We start from the raw sequence: 19,226 nt of genomic DNA, 5'->3' as shown, positions 1-19,226 counted from the left end.
ATGTCAATGAGCGGTGGCTCCGATGATGGCCAGCCGATGATGGATCTGAACACGACGCCGCTTATCGACGTCATGCTCGTGCTCCTCATCATGTTCATCATCACCATTCCGATCCAGACGCATGCGGTGAAGGTCGATCTTCCGATCAACGACCCGAACAACCAGCCGCCGCCGATCGATCCGCAGAAGAACAAGGTCACGATCGACCCGGCAGGCACGATCGCCTGGAACGGTGCGCCGGTCGACAAGGTCACGCTCCAGCAATATCTGGAGGCGACCAAGGCCATCAACCCGGAACCCGAGCTGCACTTCCAGCCGGATCCCCAGGCGCGCTACGCGCGGGTCGATGAGGTTCTCGCGGTGATCAAGCGCTCTGGCGTGACCAAGCTCGGCTTCATCGGCAACGAGCAGTATCGCAACGACTTCTGATCGCTTCGATCAGGGACGAAACAGGAAAGGGCGGTCCTTCGGGGCCGCCCTTTTTTATTGTCCAACGACGATACGCAAATCCGTAACCGATCTGTCGCAAAACTGTTGCGGTATAGTCATGGAAGTGACACAACGATGTCACAAAAGTGAAACCTTTCGTGGAAAGGTCGGTAGGAGAAGAGCAATGCGTATCGGTTTTGGAGTGCTGATTGCCGGAATTGTGCTGGCTGGTGCGGGCAGCGCCGCTGTCGCGAGCGACCGCACCGGGTTCACTGCAATCAAACAAGGCGATTTCAATACGGCTGAGCGGACCCTGCTCGCCGAGCGCCGGATTTTCCCCTCGCGTCCCGAACTGATGTTGAACCTGGCGGCGGTCTATCGCAGCACGGGTCGGCAGGACGAGGCACGCGCCCTCTATCGGGAGGTCCTGGCTCAGCCGGACATGCTGATGGACGTCACGGCCGAGCGTACGGCCTCGTCGCACATGCTGGCCAATGCGGGGCTTGCCCGGCTCGACGCGCGGCAGATGTCCTCACGCTGATGGCGCAACGCCCTTGTCGGGGCGGGCCAGGGTTCAGGGAGCCGTAACCGGACTGTCGCTCGCCGCGATAGGGCGTCGTTCAACCGGGTAGAGATCGCGGCATCACAGGGCTGGACGGTACGCTTTGGCGTCCGTCCGGCCCTTTCTCATTTGGGCTGAAGAGGAGCGCGCGCCTGCAAATCAGACTTAACGCTTCTAGAGCCTTGGCAGGGTGACGCCGCGCTGGCCCATATATTTGCCGGCTCGGTCGGCATAACTGACCTCGCAGGGCTCGTTGCCCTCCAGGAACAGGAACTGGCACGCGCCTTCGTTCGCATAGATCTTGGCGGGCAGGGGGGTGGTGTTCGAGAATTCCAGCGTCACATGTCCCTCCCACCCGGGCTCGAGCGGGGTGACGTTCACGATGATCCCGCAGCGCGCATAGGTCGATTTGCCGAGGCAGATGACCAGCACGTCGCGCGGCACCCGGAAATATTCGACCGTCCGCGCCAGCGCGAAGCTGTTGGGCGGGATGATGCAGACATCGGTCTTGCGGTCGACGAAGCTGTTCGCCGCGAAATCCTTCGGATCGACGATCACGCTGTCGATATTGGTGAAGATCTTGAATTCGTCGGAGACGCGAGCGTCATAGCCATAGGATGACAGGCCGTAGGAGATGCAGCCGTCGCGCTTCTGGCCATCGACGAACGGCTCGATCATGCCGTTGGCGAGCGCCTGCTCGCGAATCCACCGGTCCGACATGATCGACATAAAGCGCCTCCCTCTAGCCGACCGCTTTCGCGGGAATGGCCGTTCGGGGCAAGACCGATCGCGTCGAAACGACAATGGCCGGCGCGCACAGGGCGTGCGCGCCGGCCGCAATAGGCGTCCGGGGACCCTTACTGGGTAAGGATGCTGGCGATCAGGCCCGTCGCGACCGCGACCAGCAGGTAATCGCCGCTATTGTTGTTCTCGCGTACCCATTGATAGCCGCGCGGCGGCGTGCGCAGGCCGCGCCGGTTCCAGTCGCTGACCACATAGCGGCGCTGGTTGCGGGCGAGCTTCTGGCCCTTGCGCCATTTGTGGCCGCGCGAAGCGGTCACCTCGCGCCACGATGGACGCTGCTGCTGGCCATGGGCCTGCGGATGGGAGGGCTGGCGATGCTGCGCGATCGCAGGCACGCTGACCGACGTGGTGAGCAACACGGCGATGACGCCGGCGCGAATGCTGTTCTTCATGGGGGAGGTTCTCCTGGTTAACCTCGCTCAATACGACCCTCGACGGCAGACGTTCCAATAGGCCCGATAGGGCCATTTTATTTCGCTATAATAACGACATGCAGTGCCAGGTTGATGGCAGCCTGCGGGCGTGCGACCGTCCGCCGTGCGAAGGGGAAGAGCAATGAAGCGCGACTGTCAGAGCGAGCCAAGGCGCATGAGCGCCTTTTTGCTCGCCGGTATGCTGTTGCTTCCGACGGTTTCTGTCTGGTTCTTTTTGCGCCGCGGCTATGCCTCCAGCCTGCGCCGCATCGCCTTCATCTATGCCGGAACCTTGTTCGCGATTGGTCTCGTAGGCGCCGTGTTCCGCTGAGGGGCGGGTCAGTCGATCCCGAGATCGCCCGGCCCAAAGGCGTGCGGCAGCAGCGCCGACAGGAGATGCCGCTCATAAGCATCGCCCTCGGCACCCGCGCACCACACCACGATGTCGCGCTTGCCGAGCTGTGCCGCTTCGTTGATCACCTGCCGGCAGCGGCCGCACGGACCGACGGGCTTGGTGCCGGTCGGCTTGCCCGCTGCGTCCATCGCGCCGCCGATCACGCCGATCGCGACGACGTCGCGCAGCCGCCCCTGGGCGTTGGTCGTCGCGAGCGCCACGGTCTCGGCGCAGAGCGACAGGCCGTAGCTGGCATTCTCGAAATTGGTGCCGGTCACCACGCTGCCGTCGGTCAGTAGCACCGCTGCGCCGACGCCGAAGCGCGAATAGGGGGCATGGGCCTGGAGCGCCGCCTCGCGCGCGGCAGCGATCAGGCGATCGCGGATGGCGATGTCGTCGTCGGTCACGGCGCCACCACGTTCCAGCGCACCGCGCCGTTGATCCCGTCGATCCGCCGCATGTCGTTCGCCTGCCACATCCGCCATGGCCTTGCCGTATAATCGGGCGGAAAGAAATCCTGCACCGCCCAGATGGTCCGGGGGATCGCGCTGGTCACCTGATAGGTCGCCTCGAACCGCTTGCTGATCTTGATTAGGGCCGGCTTGCCGGTGTGCGATTCGACCATGGTCAGGAACCGCCGGATTTCGCCGAGCACCACGCCCCGCACCGGCCGCGAATCGCAATCCGGATCGAAATCGATCTCCACCGCCGCGGGCAGGGCGTCGCTGACGCGCGGTACCGTGGTGTTGAAATTGTTCGCCTGATCGGCGGCGAGCCGACACAGCGAATAGACGTGCAGCGCCCCGCGCCGCATGCCCGAGGCATAGGTGTCCGCCCAGTTGGTCGCGAACCGCTCGTCCCGGCCATCCGCGCCATAGGTTGCGCGCAGATAGGCGAAGTCCGCCCCGCCGGCCTTCACCGTCCACCAGTCGATGACACCCTGGTCCTCGGACACGTCGACACCCTGGAAGTCATATTTGTCGGACGGGCGCCAGCTCAGCGCAAAGGTCCATGCCACGACGCCGGTCAGCGCCAGGACGATGCCCAGCGCGCCGATCCGCCCGATCCGGCGGCCCCAGAGGCGCAAAGCCACGCCGTCAGCCCTTGATATGCAGGACGCAGATCAGCGTGAAGAGTCGCCGCGCGGTGTCGAAATCGATCTCGATCTTGCCCTCCAGCCGTTCCCTGAGCAATTCGGCCGCTTCGTTGTGGATGCCGCGGCGCGCCATGTCGACCGTCTCGATCTGGGCAGGTGTCGCGTTTCGGATCGCTTCGTAATAGCTGTCGCAGATCGCGAAATAGTCTTTGATCGGTCGCCGGAAGCGCCCCATCGCCAGGACATAGGTCTCGAGATGCGAATCGTCCTCGCGGTGGATCGCGATGGCGAGCCGGCCGTCCTCCACCGCGAGCGCGATCCGGAACGGCCCGGCATAGCCGTCGGGATAGGGACGTTGCGGGCAGAAATAATTGCCCTCGACCAGGTCGAAGATCGCGATTCGCCGTTCCTGCTCGATATCCGCCGACCGCCACAATATGGTGCGCTCGTCGAGGGATACGGCGATGATGCGCGGGTCGGCCATGACGGTCCCGTAAAGGGGATGGCGGCCGGTAACAACACGCTCGCAATCTTCCCTCTCCCAGCGAGAGAGGGAGGGAGCCGCGCAGCGGCGGAAGGGTGAGGGTGACCGTCGCTGTGAGGATCAACCTCACCCTCCCTCTCCCGCTGGGAGAGGGAGGGTGAGTTATCCCCGCTATTGTGCTGCGCGGTCTATTGAGCCCGCGGGCGACCTCTGGAAAGGAGCGGCATGGCCACAGCGATCCTCACGACACCGATTCTCCCCGAAGCCCAGACGCTCCCGCAGAATGTGGAGGCTGAGGCGGCGATGCTCGGCGCAATGATGATCGACAACCGGCTGGCCGACGATCTGGTCGACAAGCTCGAGCCCGATCATTTCTACGAGCCCGTCCACGGCCGGATCTTCGCCGCGATCAAGCAGGCGCGCGGCAACGACATGCTTGCGACCCCGGTCACGCTGCGCCCGATGTTCGAGGCCGACGAGGGCATGAAGGAGCTGGGCGGCCCAAGCTATCTCGCTCAGCTCACTGGCTCGGGCGCGGGCCTGATCGGCGCGCGCCAGTTCGCCCAACAGATCTACGACCTCGCCATGCTGCGCACGCTGGTGACGGTCGGCCGCGGCCTGGTCGATCGCGCGCTGGACACGTCCGAAGAGGTCAATCCGCGCCTTCAGATCGAGCTCGCCGAAGAGGAACTGTTCAAGGTCGCGGCCGATGGCGGTACCGAGAGTCAGGTGAAGAGCTTCGCCCAGGCGACCACCATGGCGGTGAAGATGGCGCAGCGCGCGCTCAATTCGGGCGGCAACCTGTCGGGCGTCACCACCGGCCTCGACTCGGTCAACGCCAAGATGGGCGGCATGCACCATTCGGATCTGATGATCCTCGCCGGCCGTCCGGGCATGGGCAAGACCTCGCTCGCCACCAACATCGCCTTCAACGCGGCGCAGCGCTGGATGCGCGACATGCAGGATGGCATTGCGCCCGAAGAGTCAGTCGGCGCCAAGGTCGCGTTCTTCAGCCTCGAAATGTCGGCCGACCAGCTCGCGACGCGTATCCTGTCCGAACAGGCCCGGATCAGTTCCGAGGCGCTGCGCATGGGCAAGATCAGCCGCGCCGAGTTCAACCAGCTCGCCGCCGCTGCCGCCGACCTCGAGAATCTGCCGCTCTATATCGACGACACCGCCGGCCTCAGCATCGCCGCGCTGCATACGCGCATGCGCCGGCTGCAGCGGCGCCACAACAACCAGATCGGGCTGGTGGTGGTCGATTACCTCCAGTTGCTGACCGGCTCGGCCAAGGCTTCGGGCGACGGCCGCGTGCAGGAAATCTCGGAGATCAGCCGTGGCCTGAAGACGCTGGCCAAGGACATGAACGTGCCGGTGATGGCGCTCTCCCAGCTCAGCCGCGCGGTCGAGCAGCGCGAGGACAAGCGCCCCCAGCTATCGGATCTGCGCGAATCGGGCTCGATCGAGCAGGACGCCGATATCGTCATGTTTGTGTACCGCGAGGATTATTACGTCGCCGCCAAGGAGCCCAAGCGCCCGGTCGAGGGCGACAGCGCGAAGATCTTCGAGGATCACGCGCAATGGGCGACCGACATGGAGCGGGTGTTCGGCCTGGCCGAACTGATCATCGCCAAGCAGCGCCACGGCGCCACCGGCAAGGTGATCCTGAAGTTCGAGCCGAGCGTGACGCGGTTCTCGGATTTCGTGGGGTACTAAACTCTCCCTCTCCCAGCGGGAGAGGGAAGGGGCCCATCGCGAAGCGATGGGAAGGGTGAGGGTGAGGTATAGTCCAATCACCCTCATCCGGCGCTGCGCGCCACCTTCTCCCGAAGGGAGAAGGATTAAAAAACCGGCTCTTCCCCAGGCTTGTCGACATGGATCCCGCACTCGACCTTGTCCCACCCGCGCCAGCGTCCGGCGCGGGGGTCTTCGCCCGGCTGCACCTTGCTCGTGCAGGGCTGGCACCCGATCGACAGATACCCCTCCGCCTCGAGCGGATGCCGCGGCAGGTCATGCTCAGCGAAATAGGCTTCCAGATCGGCCTTCACCCAGTCGCCGAGCGGATTGAGCTTCAGCCTGCCGTCTTCGACCTCGAAGCGCGGGATGTTCTGGCGCGTGACTGACTGGAACGCCTTGCGCCCCGAAATCCAGCTGTCGAGCCCTGCCTTGGCGCGCTTCAATGGCTCGACCTTGCGGATGTCGCAGCAGCCATCGGGGTCGTAGGACCAGCGCAGGCCCTTGTCGTCCTTCGCCGCGAGCACCGCTGCGTCTGGCTCGACCACCCAGCTGTTGGTCAGCCCGAACGCGCTCACCAGCGTCTCGCGATAGGCAAGCGTTTCGGGGAACATCTTGAGCGTATCGACGAAGATCGCCGCCACGCTCGGATCGGCCTGCGCCACCAGATGCAGCAGCACCGCGCTTTCCGTGCCGAACGAGGAAACGACCGCCGTCGTGCCGAGCGTGCCGTCGGCGAACAGCGCCTTCAGCATGGTCAGCGTGTCGACTCCCGTGAAGCGCGCGTTGAGCGCGTCCGCATCCGCCTGGGTGAAGGCGGGCCTGGTGTCGATGACATCGATCTTCCGCGCGGCTTCAGCCATGCCGCAATTTCCACACCGGCACGGCGCCGTCAGCCGCTGCCTGATAGACATGCTCGTAGCGCGCGAGCGACGCCTGCAACGTCGCTTCGTCGATCTCCGCCTCGGGCGCGAAGCTGTCGAAGCCGCAGCGCTTCATCAGCGGAATCTGGTCGACCAGGACGTCGCCCGCCGCACGCAATTCGCCGGTATAGCCCGCCTCGCGCAGCACCCGCGCCGAGGAATAGCCGCGCCCGTCGCGGAATTTGGGGAAGCTCACTTCGATCAGCGCGATCTGGCCGAGATGCGGGATCAGCGCGCGCGCATCGTCGCCCGCTTCGATGCGGACCGCGGTGGCGTTGGTCTGGCCCATAAAGGCATCGAGAGTGACCGCCGGCTCGTCATGTGCCGCGTCATCGCGAAAGCGCAGCAGATCACCCATAGATCGCCTCCTTGAACGGATCGATGCCGACTCGGCGATAGGTGTCGAGGAAGCGTTCGCCCTCCTCGCGCAGGAGCACATAGCGGTCGGTCACCCGCTCGACCGCGTCGACGATGCCGTCTTCGTCGAAACCAGGGCCGGTGATCTTGCCGAGGCTAGCATCCTCCGCCCCCGATCCGCCGAGCAGCAGCTGGTAATTCTCGGTGCCTTTCTTGTCGACGCCGAGGATGCCGATATGACCCGCATGGTGATGGCCGCAGGCATTGATGCAGCCGCTGATCTTCAGCTTCAGCTCGCCCAGATCGCGCTGCCGTGCCGGATCGGCGAAACGCGCGGCGATCTTCTGCGCGACCGGGATCGATCGGGCATTGGCCAGGCTGCAATAATCCAGGCCAGGGCAGGCGATGATGTCGCTGATCAGGTCGAGATTGGCCTCGGCCAGCCCGCCTTCGTTCAGCGCCTGCCACACCGTGTACAGATCGGCCTTACGGACATGCGGGAGCACGATGTTCTGCGCATGGGTCACGCGCAGCTCGTCGAACGAATAGCGCTCGGCCAGCGCGGCCATCAAGTCGATCTGCTCGGCCGTCGCATCGCCCGGAATGCCGCCGGCCGGCTTCAGGCTGATATTGACGATGGCATAGCCCGGCTGCTTGTGCGGCTTGACGTTCTGGTCGATCCACACCGCGAAATCGGGGTCGCTGCGGTTGACCAGCTCGCTCGCGCCCTGTTCGAAGGCGGGCGGGGCGAAGAAGGCGGTGATCCGGTCGAACTCGGCCTTTGGCGGGTCGATGCCCAGGGCCTTCACGAGCGCGAATTCCTCCTCGACCTGACGGCGATATTCGTCCGCGCCCAGCTCATGGATCAGGATCTTGATCCGCGCCTTGTAGATATTGTCGCGCCGGCCATAGCGGTTGTAGACGCGCAGGCATGCCTCGACATAGCTGAGCAGATCGTCGGCACCGACGAAATCCTTGATCTCGGGCGCGACCATCGGCGTGCGGCCCATGCCGCCGCCGACGAAGATCTTGCCGCCAAGCTCGCCATCGCGTTCGAGCAGCTGAATGCCGATATCGTGCAGCCGCATCGCCGCGCGATCCTCATCGGCCGCGATCACCGCGATCTTGAACTTGCGCGGCAGATAGCTGAATTCGGGGTGGAACGTGCTCCACTGGCGCAGCAGCTCGGCCCAGGGGCGCGGATCGGCCACTTCGTCCGCCGCGGCACCGGCATATTGATCCGACGAGATGTTGCGGATGCAATTGCCGCTGGTCTGGATCGCATGCATCTCGACGGTGGCGAGATCGGCCAGGATATCGGGCGCGTCGGCAAGCTTGATCCAGTTATACTGGATGTTCTGCCGCGTCGTGAAATGGCCATAGCCGCGATCGTATTTGCGCGCGATGTGCCCGAGCATGCGCATCTGCCGCCCGTCGAGCGTGCCGTACGGGATGGCGACGCGCAGCATGTAGGCATGAAGCTGCAGGTACAGCCCGTTCATCAGCCGCAGCGGCTTGAACTGGTCCTCTGTGATCTGCCCGGCAAGGCGGCGCTTCACCTGGTCGCGGAATTCCTCGACGCGGGCATCGACGATCGCCTGGTCATATTGGTCGTATTTATACATCTCAGATCACCCAGCTCCCCGCGGCCGGATCGGCGGGCTTCAATGTCAGGTCGAGCCGCACCGTGGGCCCAAGCGCGCGGACGCGGTCCTTGATATGCGCGGGGCGGGGCCCCTCGGGGGTCGCGGTCGCATCGATCACATAAGGCGCGTTGACGCGGCGGGCGCCTTCCTCGGCGCCGGCGATCGCTTCGCCCTGGTCGCCGACATCGACTGAATCCTCGACATGGCGCGACCAGCCCTGGCCGGTCCACCAGATCACGTCGCCGTTCGGCAGGTCGTTCCCGGTCAACAATTTCACGCAACGCTCTCCGCTATTCGTGCCCAGCGGCCGAGCTTGTCCTCGGCGTCCGACAATTCCACGACTTCGCCCACGACGATGATCGCCGGGCTCGCCACCTTCTCGCGATCGACCATCGATCCGAGATCGGCGAGCAAGGTCTTGATCGCGCGGCTGCCGGAGAGCGTGCCGCGCTCGAGCACGGCCACCGGCATGTCGGGCGCCACGCCGTCGCGCATCAGCTTGTCGGCAATGTCGTTAGCGGTGGCGACGCCCATATAGATGACGAGCGTGCGGCCCTTGCCGGCGAGGCCCGACCAATCCTGCTCGGTCAGGCCCTTGCACTGGCCGGCGACGAAGCTGACCGCGCTGCTATGGTCGCGGTGGGTGAGGGGCAACATGGCTTCGGCCGCGCAGCCCAGAGCCGCCGACACGCCGGGGATGACTTCGACCGGCAACCCGGCCGCACGAACCGCTTCGACCTCTTCGCCGCCGCGTCCGAAGATGAACGGGTCGCCGCCCTTCAACCGCACGACGATCGCGCCGGTCTTCACATGCGCGACGATCAGCGCGTTGATCGCCTCCTGCGGCAACGTGTGCCGCGCGCGGCTTTTGGCGACCGAGATGCGCTGCGCCGAGGCGGGCGCGATATCGAGCACGCGCGGATCGATCAGCCCGTCATGGACGAGGATGTCAGCGGTCTTCAGCGCCTCGACCGCGCGAACGGTCAGTAGCCCGGGGTCGCCCGGGCCGGCACCAACGAGGATCACGCGCCCACGCGCGGAAGGATCGAGAAGGCTTGCCATGGGGAGTGCAGATGGTCCCCGGGCCGGCAAGCCGCAACGGATGCTTGCTTGGGGCGCCCTTAGCGAATCTATGCCGCCGCGTGATCATGATAACCGTCCTGTGGTTCTGCCGGTATCGAACGCCGCGAAAAGCATGAACCATAGCCGACGCTCCTGGATTCCGACATCGTTGCCCGCATTCCAAATTATATGAAGGATAGAATCGCGTCGTTCGCTCACAATGCGGGAGACAAGCGGCCCGCCGGACGATTATGAGGCTTCACTGTACCGCTTAGATAACGATATCGGCGCGCAACCTCATCTAACGATATCGGGGTGGTCTGATTCATGAAACAGGCTCTAACGGTTTTGGCATTTTGCGCCGCCGGTTCGTCCTATGCGCAGAGCACGAGTTCCTCAGCGGATGTGGTGGTGCCTCATCCCCAGGTGCTGCCATCTGCGCTGCCGCCAACCGGGGGAGGGGACCCATTCTCAAGGCTGTTTTCGAAGTTTGATTTTCCGGTCGGGCCTATTGGGTCGTGGGTTTTATATCGGGACGAGAAAACGCCGTGCGCTGCCGCGCGCAATTACGGCACCGAGGATAATCCGGCAACTGTCGCTCTGGCGCCAAGCCTCGATCAATTGTCGGTAACAATATATACCATATCTCTGAGCAAGAAGGACAAGTTCCGCCGAGGGCTTGGCTCCGTAGCGCTCGATCCGGGCGCTGAAACTCGGGCACCTTATAAATCTTTCGTCGAAATGCCGTTCGAATATCCGCGCCCGAGCAAGCCGAAGCCAGGAAAGCACTGGACCATCGTCACGGCGGACCGTGCCGCATTTGACGGGCTGGCGTCGGCGCAGACCTTAACTATCCGGGGCGACATCTCGACCACCATACCGGCTCGGGACGCGGTAGCGGCGTTTGCCGAAATAACGCGATGCCAATCCCGGCTGTTCGATTCATGGGGCATCGACTCCCAGCGATATGGCTTCGGGAAATCGGTACCCACTCCATTGGGTGAGACTAGCAGCGCGTGGTTCGTTGAGGAGGATTATCCGGAAGCGGCCCGAACCGCTCATCTCGGTGGAAACGTGTTGATGATACTGGACGTGGGAGATGACGGGCTGGTCAAGGCGTGCCGGATAGCGCAGACCGCCGGTCCCGATCTGGATGCGGCTTCCTGCCGAGCAGCGATGCTTCGCGGACGTTTCAATCCAGCGCGAGATGGGCAGGGAAGGGCTGTCCCTTCATGGGCGATTCTGCCGGTGACATGGGTGCCGTAGAGTCGGATGAAGTTCGGCCGATCCATGTACTAACATAGCGCTGGATGCTCCAACCGGGCTATGCCACTGAGGTGGCGACCGCCGCGGCGTGCGCGCGGATGATCGCCCGGGTCGAGGCGTCGGAGTCGAACACGCCGTACCAGCCCTGCGGTTCATGCGGCGGATCGCCAAGCCAGGCCCTATCGCCCGGCACGAAGCGATGATCGGCATGCGCCGCCCGACCTTCGCCCGACCAGGCCCAGAAATTGGTCCCGGCGATCGGCCCGGCGTGCGCGACATTCGCTTCTACCGCGGCGTAGATCTGGCGGTAATAACGGTCCTTGAAGGCCGTCGCTGCCGAGGGATCATAACTGCCTCCGTCGCGCGGATAGCCGAATTCCTCGATCACCAGCGGTTTGCCCAGCTCGGTCGCGATGCGGATATGCTGCGCAATATAATCGGCGACCTTGGCCGCGCCCGCTTCCTCCGTGCCCGCCAGGTTCGCCGCATCGACCCAGCCCCAGTTCAGCGGCCAGATATGGCAGGTCAGATAGTCGATCTCGGCAATCTGGTGCTCCGCCTTCACGATCCCCTCGCGCTCGAGCGCGCCCTTCAACCCCTCGCTCCCGGTCGAGACGAGCTGGCGCGGCGCCAGGCTGCGGATCAGCCGCGCGGTGCCCTGCACCCAGGCCTGGAAGGCGGGCAGGGCGGCCAGCCCCACCGCGTCGCTCCCAGCCGGCCGCGGCTCGTTGGCGAGCTGCCACGCCATGATCGTCGGGTCGTTCGCGTAAGGATTGCCGGTGATCTTGTTGGTCCGCCCGACGATCGCGCGGATATGCCGGTGATACAGTGCGACCGCATCCGCCCGGCCGTAGAAGCGCGAGACATGATCGGGGAATTCCGGCCAGGGATGCGCCGGGTCGTTCATGTTGATGAAGCGGCCCTGGTCGACATAGCTGAGATAGGTCATCATCCCGCCCGACCATTCCCAGAAATTGGTCAGGTACAGCACCGCGCGCATCTGCCGCTTGCCCATCTCGGCCAGCAGATAATCGAGCCCGCCGAGAAGCGCCGGGTCGTACTGCCCGTGGCCGTCATGCATCGCCGGCTCGACCGCGTTGAGCAGTGGCGACTTCTCGGAAGAAGCGAGCACGCGCAGATTGGTGACGCCCATCGCGGCCAGCGCATCGAGCTCGCGCTTCAAACGGTCCCGGTCGCCATAAGGCGCATCGGCCCCGAGCCAGGCGCCGTACCACATGTTCGCGCCGGCATAGCGATAGGGCTTGCCGCCGATGGTGAAGCGAATCCCGTCGCGCTTTACGAAGCGGTCGGGGGCCTTTGCAGCCGCTGCCGGCCCCGCAAGCGCGATCGCAACACCGGCGCCGACCACTTCTCTCCGCGTGAACATGACCCCTCCTGTCTAACGTTGGACAAGAGGATAACGCGGGGGTCGGGAATTGGAAGGGGCGGAGATCAGCTCTCAGCGATCGAAGGACGGCATTTCAGCGCGGCTGAGATCGTTGATATCCGCAGCGGAATACCGGGTTACATTCCCATCCCTGACACGGGAGGTGCCGCAGCCGGTTTTATGATCGTTACGATAACCTGACGCTCGCCAGCTTTCTCGAATCTGAGCGTTATCGGAAAGCGTTGGCCGGCCCTGAGCGGCTGGTTCAGGTCGGCCAGCCAGACGTGCAGCCCGCCCGGATTCAGGCTTACAGGCTCGTTGGCCGGAATATCGATTCCGTTTACGTATTTCATTTCCATCGCGCCGCTGCCGCCCGCCATCGTCATCAGGTCGGTCTTCTTCGCGACGGGGGTAGACGCGGCAATCAGCCGGTCGGGGGTCTGCGACCTGATCGTCATGAACACTGCGGCGTTTGCCGAACCGCCGACGGTGTCGCGCGTCCAGACGTCTTTCACCTCGGGCGGCGCTGTTTGCACGCACGCCGCGAGGGGAAACAACAAAAACGGAGCGAAAACCAACCGTCTCACAACAATCTCCCCCTCAGGTCGCGTGGCCGCCGCTTCCTGCCCCGGCCGAGGCGATGGGGCGGCGCTTGTGCGGTCGGGCACCAATTGCTACCCCCAATGCAGAGTTATGGAAAGCGCGCCTCCTCCTGGTACCGGCTCCGGCCGGACGATCGATCGCCGGCGGCTGCTGGGTGGCGCGCTTGGTGTCGGTGCACTCGCTGCCGGGGGGATCGCTGCCGGCCGATGGCTTTCTTCCCCCGCGGAAGCCAAGCCCCTGACGGTCGGCGGTTTGGCGGTGACCTGCAACCTGACGCTGCCGGTCGCCTGTGCTGCAAATGAGGCGGCGAACCACACCGGCAAGGATGGCGGATCGCAGTTCGCGTACAGCAAGTACAATGGTTGGCCGGAAGTGAAGGAATCGCTGATGTCCGGCGACCTTCAGGCAGCCTATATGCTGGCGCCGCTGGTGATGGACCTCGCCGACAAGAAGGTTCCGGTGAAGGTCGTGTCCATCGGCCACCGCTCGGGCGCCGTGATCATGGTGCGCACCGATTCGTCCTACCGGACGTTCCGCGACCTGGCCGGCAAGCGCGTCGCGATTCCCAGCCGTTTCGCGGTCGACTTCCTGTTCCTGCGCAAGATGCTTGCCGCCGAGAACATGACGCCGGAGGACGTCGAGATCGTCGAGATGGCGCCGGCGGATATGCCGGCGGCCTTGTTCGTGAAAGGCGTCGACGCCTATTGCACCGGCGAGCCGTTCGGCGCGGCGGCGCAGAAGGCCGGTTATGCCAGGGTGCTGCGGATGACGCGCGACGAATGGCCGCGATATATGTGCTGCGTCCTGACGGTGCGCGAGGAACTGATCAAGTCGAACCGGCCGCTGGTTCAGAATCTCGTCAACTATGTGCTCGGCGCGGGCGCGTGGCTCGACCAGCAACCGCAGAACCGCGAAAAGGCCGTCCAGATTGCCGCCGGCCGCCGCTATTTCAACCAGGACCCCAACATCCTCCGTTTCGTGATGACCAATCCGGCCGACCGCGTGACCTATGGCGATCTGCGCATGGTTCCCCAGGAGTTCGATGAGCTGATGCAGATGGGCGTCGAGGCCGGTACGCTGCCCCACCCGGTGCCCTACGCGACATATGTGGACGACAGCTTCGCGCGGGCATCACGCCCTGCGTTGATTGCACTTTGACCGGGCAGTCGAACCCGAGGCTCCCTTATTATGCCGCGGCCCTGATCGTCCTGCTGCTGATCGCAGGGGCGGCGCTGACGCTTTTTGCACGCGACGCCACGCCACCGCAGGGGACGAACGCCACCGCGCGCGACGCCGCGCAACCGCGGGGATTGAGGGCCGGCGCGTTCGATCCACCGCATAGCGCGCCGGAATTTTCGCTGCGCGGCTCCGACGGGTCAGAGGTGACGCTCGCGCGCTACCGCGGCAAGGTGGTGCTGCTGGAGTTCGGCTTCACCTATTGTGCGGCGGTGTGCCCAACCACCCTGGCGACGCTCGCGCAGGCCCGCAGCGGTCTCGGCAAGGCGGCGGATTCGGTGCAGATAATCTTTGTGACGGTAGATCCGGCGCGCGACAGTGCCGCGCATTTGCGGGACTATCTGGCGGCGTTCGATCCGAGCTTTATCGGCGCCACCGGCGCGCCGGACGCGTTGGCGGCGGTGCGACGGAACTATGGCGTCACGGCGGTCAAGCAGGGCACTGGCCCCGACTATGCGATGGCCCATACATCGTCGATTTTTCTGATCGATCGCACCGGCAAGCTGCGGGCGATGATGCCTTTCGGGCATGACCCCGCCGATTTCATCCACGACATCCAGTTCCTCCTGGCGCATTGATCGTCCGGCATGGGACCGTCTTCGTTGAAACGCTTTGTAAGCCGGCGCGCCGTGGTGGGCGCGCTGTCGCTGCTCGTGCTCGGCGGACTTGGGTGGGCCGCGCTGGCGCCGATCCAGGTGGTGTCGCATGACAAGCTGTTCGAGATTCCGCGCGGCACCTCGGCGCGCCACATGGCCGGCGAAAAGATCGATATCCTGCCGCAGACGATCCGGTTGACGCTCGGGCTCAACGACGTCCTGGTGCTCAGGAACGCGGATAATGTGCCGCACCTCTTCGGCCCGACGCTGATCATGCCGGGCCAGCGCTTCAGCTTGCCGTTCGCGGTGGCGTCGACGTACAGCTTTCAGTGCACCGCGCATGCCAATGGGCAACTCAGCGTGATCGTTGATCCGGCGCCTGCTCCCGGGTGGCAACGGCTCCGCTGGCGTTGGCTCAGGCTGACGAACGCGATGTGAGTCCAGCCCCGCGTCAGCGCCTCGCCGATTGTAGGTACGTTGCTACCTTGTTGCCCTCACGCCACACTCTGCGGTCACCGCGCGAAAATATGAGGTTTCGCGCCTTGCCGGCTGTGTTTCGAGGTTGTGAAATCCAATCGTGATGCCGCAAACCCGGCGGGTTGCGCGGGCAATGCGACAAACACTTCGGGGGGAAGGGTGAGGGAAATCGACAGCAAGCTGGCAAGGGTCGTGCCGCCGGTGCTCGTGATCGGGCTCCTGATCGCGGTCTGGTGGATGATCGTCGCGCGAAGCGACAGTCCCATCTTCCCGACCCCGTGGCAGGTCGCGACCGGGGCGTGGGCGCTCGTGGAGGACGGCACCTTGTGGGAGCATATCGGCGCATCGTTGTTCCGTGTCGGCATCGGCTTCGGGCTGGCGTTCCTGGTCGCCATTCCGCTCGGCCTCTGGATGGGCTGGGTCTCCGGTGCCTATTACACGCTGAACCCGCTCTTCCAGATGCTGCGGCCGATCTCGCCGATTGCCTGGATTCCCGTCGCAATCCTCTGGTTCGGGGTCGGCAACATGTCGCCGATCTTCCTGATCTTCATATCGTCGGTGTTCCCGATGATCGTGCAGACAACCACGGGCGTGCGCACGATCGACAGGCGCTACCTGCGGGCGGCAGCCAATTTCGGCGTCTCGCGCTCGGTGCTGTTTCGCCGGGTCGTGTTTCCAGCGGTGCTGCCGGAGATCATCGTCGGCATGCGCATCGGCATCGGCGTCGCGTGGCTGGTCGTCGTCGCCGCGGAGATGATCGCGCTGAACTCGGGCCTCGGTTATCTCATCATGGACTCGCGCAACGCCGGCAACCGCTACGATCTCGTGATCGCCAGCATGATCATCATCGGCGTGATCGGGTTGCTGCTCGACGGCGCCACGCGCCTGCTCGAGCGCATGAACACGGTGAAGTGGCGCTATGTCCGATAAACAGATCGTCATTGACGGCATCACCAAGAGCTTCGGCACGCTCCCGGTCGTCGGGGGCGTGAGCTTCGATGTCAGCGACGGCGAGTTCGTCGCGATCGTCGGACCTTCGGGCTGCGGCAAGTCGACCTTGTTGAACATGATTGCCGGGTTCGAGCGTCCGGATCGGGGCACGATCCGGATCGACGGCGTCGAGCGCAACGGGCCGAGCCGGAACGGAATCATGATCTCCCAACAGGGGTCGGTGTTCCCATGGCTGACCGTGCAGGAAAATCTCATGTTCGGCCTGACCGGCAGCAGCCACCGCGAGCAGGTGGAACTCGCCGATCGCTACATCGCGATGGTCGGGCTCAGCGGGTTCGAGTCGGCGTACGCGCACGAGCTGTCGGGCGGCATGCTCAAGCGCGTCGAGCTCGCCCGCGCCTTCGTGGTGAAGCCCGAGATCCTGTACATGGACGAGCCTTTTTCGGCGCTCGACGCCCTGATGAGCCTGAAAATGCAAACCGAGTTGCGGCGCATTCTCGACGAAGAGCGTCATACGGTGCTGTTGATCACCCATGATGTCGAGGAAGCGATCTATCTTGCGGATCGCATCCTGGTGCTGTCGCCGCGTCCGACGATCATCCAGACCAGCTTCCAAATTGACTTGCCGCATCCGCGCAAGCTCTCGAACCCAAAAGCGCAAAACCTGCGCGAAGCGATCCTGAAGGAACTCGGGCTTTGAAATAGTTCGCGAAATGGGTCGGGGCGGTGCGGACGATATCGTCCGCGGGCCGGTGCCGTAACGACCGTTCTCCCTATCCTTCGGCCTCGATAGACTCGTCGATGCCGCCGCGCGCGATGGCGATCAGCCCGTTGAGAGTGCGAACGTCGCCGCTGGCCAGCGTATATTCACTTAGGTCGCCGCCGAGCGATCTTAATCAATCCGGCACAGGGTCGGGCGATGTTGACCCTCTTCAAGGCCATTGCCGTCATATCGGCCAGCCGGCGCCTGAGCAACGCGGTGCTGAACCGCGTTCTCATCGGCGCGTTCGTCGTCGCGCTGGCGGGATGCGCGCTGCTCGTCAATGCGCTGGTCGGCCGGATGAACGACAATGCCGAAATCGCGCTTCACGCGACGGTCGCGGGCGCCGTCCAGGCCAGGCTGGCATCGATCGAGAAAAGCACTTTCAGCACGTCGCGCTGGAACGATGCCGCCACCAATCTCTATGGCGCGCTGGACGAGCGCTGGGCCGTTTCCAATATCGTGATGAATGCGGCGCGGCCGGAACATATCTATGTGATCGACGAGCGCGGCACGTCGCTGTTCGCGTTGCGGTGGGACAGGAAGGCCACGCTGCCGCTGGCGGTGGCCGCGCCGGACGCGATGAAGGCCTTGCTGGCGCGACTGCCGCACGACGCTGCCGCGCTGGCAGCGCTCCGTAGCGGTGTCGGGATGATCGCGCGCTATGACGGGCGCGCGGCGATCATCGCTGCATCGACCATCGTGCGTGAATCGCCGGAGATTGCCCCGCCGCCGGGCGGGTTTCGGTATCTTTTCAGCGTGCGGGAGATCGATTCCGGCTTGTTGGAGGAGTGGGAGCGGACGTTCGGGATTACCGGGCTGTCATGGCACCGCGCGCCCGCCGACGACGCCGGCAATGCGAACCTGGCGGTCGATCCTGGCGGTTCGCCGGCCTTGGGGTATCTCGACTGGCAGGCGCCGACACCCGGCCGCATCGCGATCGCGCAGCTATGGCCGATGGCAGTGGTGGTGACGTTGCTGTTCGTGCTTGCCGCGACGATCTCTACGCTGATGGTGGCGCGGAACCGCGATGGGCTGGAGGCAAGCGGTCGCGACGCACGGGAGAGCATGCGCGTGGCGGAGGAGGCGCGGCGGTGCGCCGACGCCGCCCTCGCTCAGTCCCATGGCGATCGCGAACTGGCGGCCCATCTGGCGGCCCGGGAGGTCGACGAGCAAATCCAGCATCGCGGCCAGCTCCGCGACTCCAACGCGCGCACCGCCGACCAGATCGAACAGATGGTATCGACGCTGACCGGCGACCTGATGAAGGCGGCGCGCAACCTTGAGGCCAGCGCGGACAGCACCCTGGGCAGCGTCCAGTCGCAGCATGGCCATGCGCAGCGCATCACCCAGAGCTCGCGCGCGGCGGCGACCGCGATCGGCGCCGTCATGAACAGCGTCAGGGCGATGGGCGACATGCTGGGCAACGTCAGCGCGGAAACGGCGCGGACGCGGGATTCGATCCAGGATTCGGCTGACCGGTCAGCGGTGGCGCGCAATGCCAATCAGGCGATGTGTGATCAGGTCGAGATGATCGGCAGGGCGGCGAATCAGATCGCGGCGATCACGACGCGCACCCGCCTGTTGGCGCTCAACGCCACGATCGAAGCAGCGCGCGCGGGCGAGGCGGGGCGTGGCTTTGCCGTCGTCGCCGACGAGGTCAAGGCGCTCGCCACCCAGACCAACCAGCTCAACGCCACCGTCGGGGTGAGCGTTTCGAAGATGGGTATCGCGGCGCAGGCGAGCTCGGATCTGAGCGAGGGCGTTCGCCTGTCGCTCGAGGCGCTGGCGCAATCGGCGGCGGTGACGTTGCGGATCGTCAATGACCAGTGCGCGATGACCGACGAAGTCGGCCGGAATTCGCACAGCGTGGACGAACAGGCGGACACCGTGATCCAGGGCGCAGGCGCGTTCACCATGGCGCTTGACGATATTGGCGAGCAGGCCGAACTGACCCGCCGCAACGCCGGCCTGGTGCGGGACGGCGCCGAACAACTGACCGCGACGCTGACTCGGTTCGCGGAGACCTTGCGCGCGGCGTGACGG

The 19,226-nt window shown here is 64.7% G+C and carries 23 protein-coding genes; 11 read left to right on the top strand and 12 right to left on the bottom strand.

Going from position 1 to position 19,226, the window contains the following annotated elements; all coding sequences use genetic code 11:
* The first annotated feature begins 6 nt into the window (after window positions 1-6).
* Together WC729_RS18295 and WC729_RS18290 are read left to right on the top strand one after the other, a co-directional pair.
* Window positions 7-429 carry an ExbD/TolR family protein gene (locus WC729_RS18295; RefSeq protein WP_372855355.1) on the top strand — a complete coding sequence of 141 codons (423 nt, stop codon included), beginning with the start codon at window positions 7-9 and terminating at the stop codon, window positions 427-429.
* 184 nt (window positions 430-613) lie between these two features.
* The gene (locus WC729_RS18290) at window positions 614-970 is read left to right on the top strand and encodes a tetratricopeptide repeat protein (RefSeq protein ID WP_372855353.1); all 357 of its coding nucleotides are present in this window, start codon (window positions 614-616) and stop codon (window positions 968-970) included.
* Window positions 971-1,165: 195 nt separating this feature from the next.
* Here WC729_RS18290 and dcd read toward each other — a convergent pair whose 3' ends face one another.
* The gene (gene dcd, locus WC729_RS18285; RefSeq protein ID WP_372855351.1) at window positions 1,166-1,720 is read right to left on the bottom strand and encodes a dCTP deaminase; all 555 of its coding nucleotides are present in this window, start codon (window positions 1,718-1,720) and stop codon (window positions 1,166-1,168) included.
* 128 nt (window positions 1,721-1,848) lie between these two features.
* Window positions 1,849-2,187 carry an RcnB family protein gene (locus tag WC729_RS18280; RefSeq protein ID WP_372855349.1) on the bottom strand — a complete coding sequence of 113 codons (339 nt, stop codon included), beginning with the start codon at window positions 2,185-2,187 and terminating at the stop codon, window positions 1,849-1,851.
* Between the two features lie 163 nt (window positions 2,188-2,350).
* Here WC729_RS18280 and WC729_RS18275 point away from each other — a divergent pair, with 163 nt between their 5' ends.
* A complete protein-coding gene (locus tag WC729_RS18275) occupies window positions 2,351-2,539 on the top strand; it encodes a hypothetical protein (RefSeq protein ID WP_372855347.1) in 189 nt (62 codons plus the stop codon).
* Window positions 2,540-2,547: 8 nt separating this feature from the next.
* Here WC729_RS18275 and WC729_RS18270 read toward each other — a convergent pair whose 3' ends face one another.
* Genes WC729_RS18270 through WC729_RS18260 form a run of 3 tightly spaced genes read right to left on the bottom strand, consistent with a single transcriptional unit; the run spans window position 2,548 to window position 4,182 of the window.
* Window positions 2,548-3,009, bottom strand: coding sequence for a cytidine deaminase (locus WC729_RS18270; RefSeq protein WP_372855345.1), 462 nt, complete (start codon window positions 3,007-3,009; stop codon window positions 2,548-2,550).
* Window positions 3,006-3,695, bottom strand: coding sequence for a glycoside hydrolase family 25 protein (locus tag WC729_RS18265; RefSeq protein WP_372855343.1), 690 nt, complete (start codon window positions 3,693-3,695; stop codon window positions 3,006-3,008). Before WC729_RS18265 ends, WC729_RS18270 begins: the two co-directional genes overlap by 4 nt.
* A 4-nt stretch (window positions 3,696-3,699) precedes the next feature.
* The gene (locus WC729_RS18260; protein ID WP_372855341.1) at window positions 3,700-4,182 is read right to left on the bottom strand and encodes a UPF0262 family protein; all 483 of its coding nucleotides are present in this window, start codon (window positions 4,180-4,182) and stop codon (window positions 3,700-3,702) included.
* A gap of 225 nt (window positions 4,183-4,407) precedes the next feature.
* Between WC729_RS18260 and WC729_RS18255 the strand changes: the two genes are divergently transcribed.
* Entirely contained in the window at window positions 4,408-5,898 is a 1,491-nt protein-coding gene (locus tag WC729_RS18255; protein ID WP_372855339.1) for a replicative DNA helicase, read from the top strand.
* 125 nt (window positions 5,899-6,023) lie between these two features.
* Here the strand turns inward: WC729_RS18255 and WC729_RS18250 are convergent, their stop codons facing one another.
* From WC729_RS18250 to cobA, 5 genes are read right to left on the bottom strand one after another with little or no spacing between them, the layout of a single operon-like run.
* Window positions 6,024-6,779: a phosphoadenylyl-sulfate reductase gene (locus WC729_RS18250; RefSeq protein WP_372855337.1), complete on the bottom strand. Its 756-nt coding sequence runs from the start codon at window positions 6,777-6,779 to the stop codon at window positions 6,024-6,026.
* Window positions 6,772-7,197, bottom strand: coding sequence for a DUF934 domain-containing protein (locus WC729_RS18245; RefSeq protein WP_372855335.1), 426 nt, complete (start codon window positions 7,195-7,197; stop codon window positions 6,772-6,774). Before WC729_RS18245 ends, WC729_RS18250 begins: the two co-directional genes overlap by 8 nt.
* Window positions 7,190-8,821, bottom strand: a complete 1,632-nt coding sequence (locus WC729_RS18240; RefSeq protein WP_372855333.1) for a nitrite/sulfite reductase — start codon at window positions 8,819-8,821, stop codon at window positions 7,190-7,192. Before WC729_RS18240 ends, WC729_RS18245 begins: the two co-directional genes overlap by 8 nt.
* 1 nt (window position 8,822) lies before the next feature.
* On the bottom strand, window positions 8,823-9,119 hold the full coding sequence (locus tag WC729_RS18235; RefSeq protein ID WP_372855331.1) for a DUF2849 domain-containing protein: 297 nt from the start codon (window positions 9,117-9,119) through the stop codon (window positions 8,823-8,825).
* A complete protein-coding gene (gene cobA / locus WC729_RS18230; RefSeq protein WP_372855329.1) occupies window positions 9,116-9,904 on the bottom strand; it encodes a uroporphyrinogen-III C-methyltransferase in 789 nt (262 codons plus the stop codon). The genes WC729_RS18235 and cobA overlap by 4 nt, the downstream gene beginning before the upstream one ends.
* A 327-nt stretch (window positions 9,905-10,231) precedes the next feature.
* On the opposite strand from cobA, the gene WC729_RS18225 reads away from it, so the two are divergent.
* On the top strand, window positions 10,232-11,170 hold the full coding sequence (locus WC729_RS18225; protein ID WP_372855327.1) for an energy transducer TonB: 939 nt from the start codon (window positions 10,232-10,234) through the stop codon (window positions 11,168-11,170).
* Window positions 11,171-11,228: 58 nt separating this feature from the next.
* Here the strand turns inward: WC729_RS18225 and WC729_RS18220 are convergent, their stop codons facing one another.
* Complete coding sequence (locus WC729_RS18220) at window positions 11,229-12,557, bottom strand: mannanase (RefSeq protein ID WP_372855325.1); 1,329 nt, start codon at window positions 12,555-12,557, stop codon at window positions 11,229-11,231.
* A gap of 137 nt (window positions 12,558-12,694) precedes the next feature.
* Window positions 12,695-13,144 (bottom strand): copper chaperone PCu(A)C, encoded by a 450-nt coding sequence (locus tag WC729_RS18215; protein ID WP_372855323.1) that lies wholly within the window; start codon window positions 13,142-13,144, stop codon window positions 12,695-12,697.
* Window positions 13,145-13,250: 106 nt separating this feature from the next.
* Between WC729_RS18215 and WC729_RS18210 the strand changes: the two genes are divergently transcribed.
* From WC729_RS18210 to WC729_RS18185, 6 genes are all read left to right on the top strand, one after another.
* Window positions 13,251-14,318, top strand: coding sequence for an ABC transporter substrate-binding protein (locus WC729_RS18210; protein WP_372855321.1), 1,068 nt, complete (start codon window positions 13,251-13,253; stop codon window positions 14,316-14,318).
* The gene (locus WC729_RS18205) at window positions 14,315-14,974 is read left to right on the top strand and encodes an SCO family protein (protein WP_372855319.1); all 660 of its coding nucleotides are present in this window, start codon (window positions 14,315-14,317) and stop codon (window positions 14,972-14,974) included. Before WC729_RS18210 ends, WC729_RS18205 begins: the two co-directional genes overlap by 4 nt.
* A gap of 24 nt (window positions 14,975-14,998) precedes the next feature.
* Window positions 14,999-15,430 (top strand): hypothetical protein, encoded by a 432-nt coding sequence (locus WC729_RS18200; RefSeq protein WP_372855317.1) that lies wholly within the window; start codon window positions 14,999-15,001, stop codon window positions 15,428-15,430.
* Between the two features lie 198 nt (window positions 15,431-15,628).
* A complete protein-coding gene (locus WC729_RS18195; RefSeq protein WP_372855315.1) occupies window positions 15,629-16,399 on the top strand; it encodes an ABC transporter permease in 771 nt (256 codons plus the stop codon).
* A complete protein-coding gene (locus tag WC729_RS18190; protein WP_372855313.1) occupies window positions 16,389-17,120 on the top strand; it encodes an ABC transporter ATP-binding protein in 732 nt (243 codons plus the stop codon). The genes WC729_RS18195 and WC729_RS18190 overlap by 11 nt, the downstream gene beginning before the upstream one ends.
* A 219-nt stretch (window positions 17,121-17,339) precedes the next feature.
* Complete coding sequence (locus tag WC729_RS18185; protein WP_372855311.1) at window positions 17,340-19,223, top strand: methyl-accepting chemotaxis protein; 1,884 nt, start codon at window positions 17,340-17,342, stop codon at window positions 19,221-19,223.
* Window positions 19,224-19,226: the final 3 nt, after the last annotated feature.

This window comes from Sphingomonas sp. (assembly GCF_041661825.1).
Classification (GTDB): domain Bacteria; phylum Pseudomonadota; class Alphaproteobacteria; order Sphingomonadales; family Sphingomonadaceae; genus Sphingomonas.
This window is presented reverse-complemented; position numbering and strand designations above follow the sequence as displayed.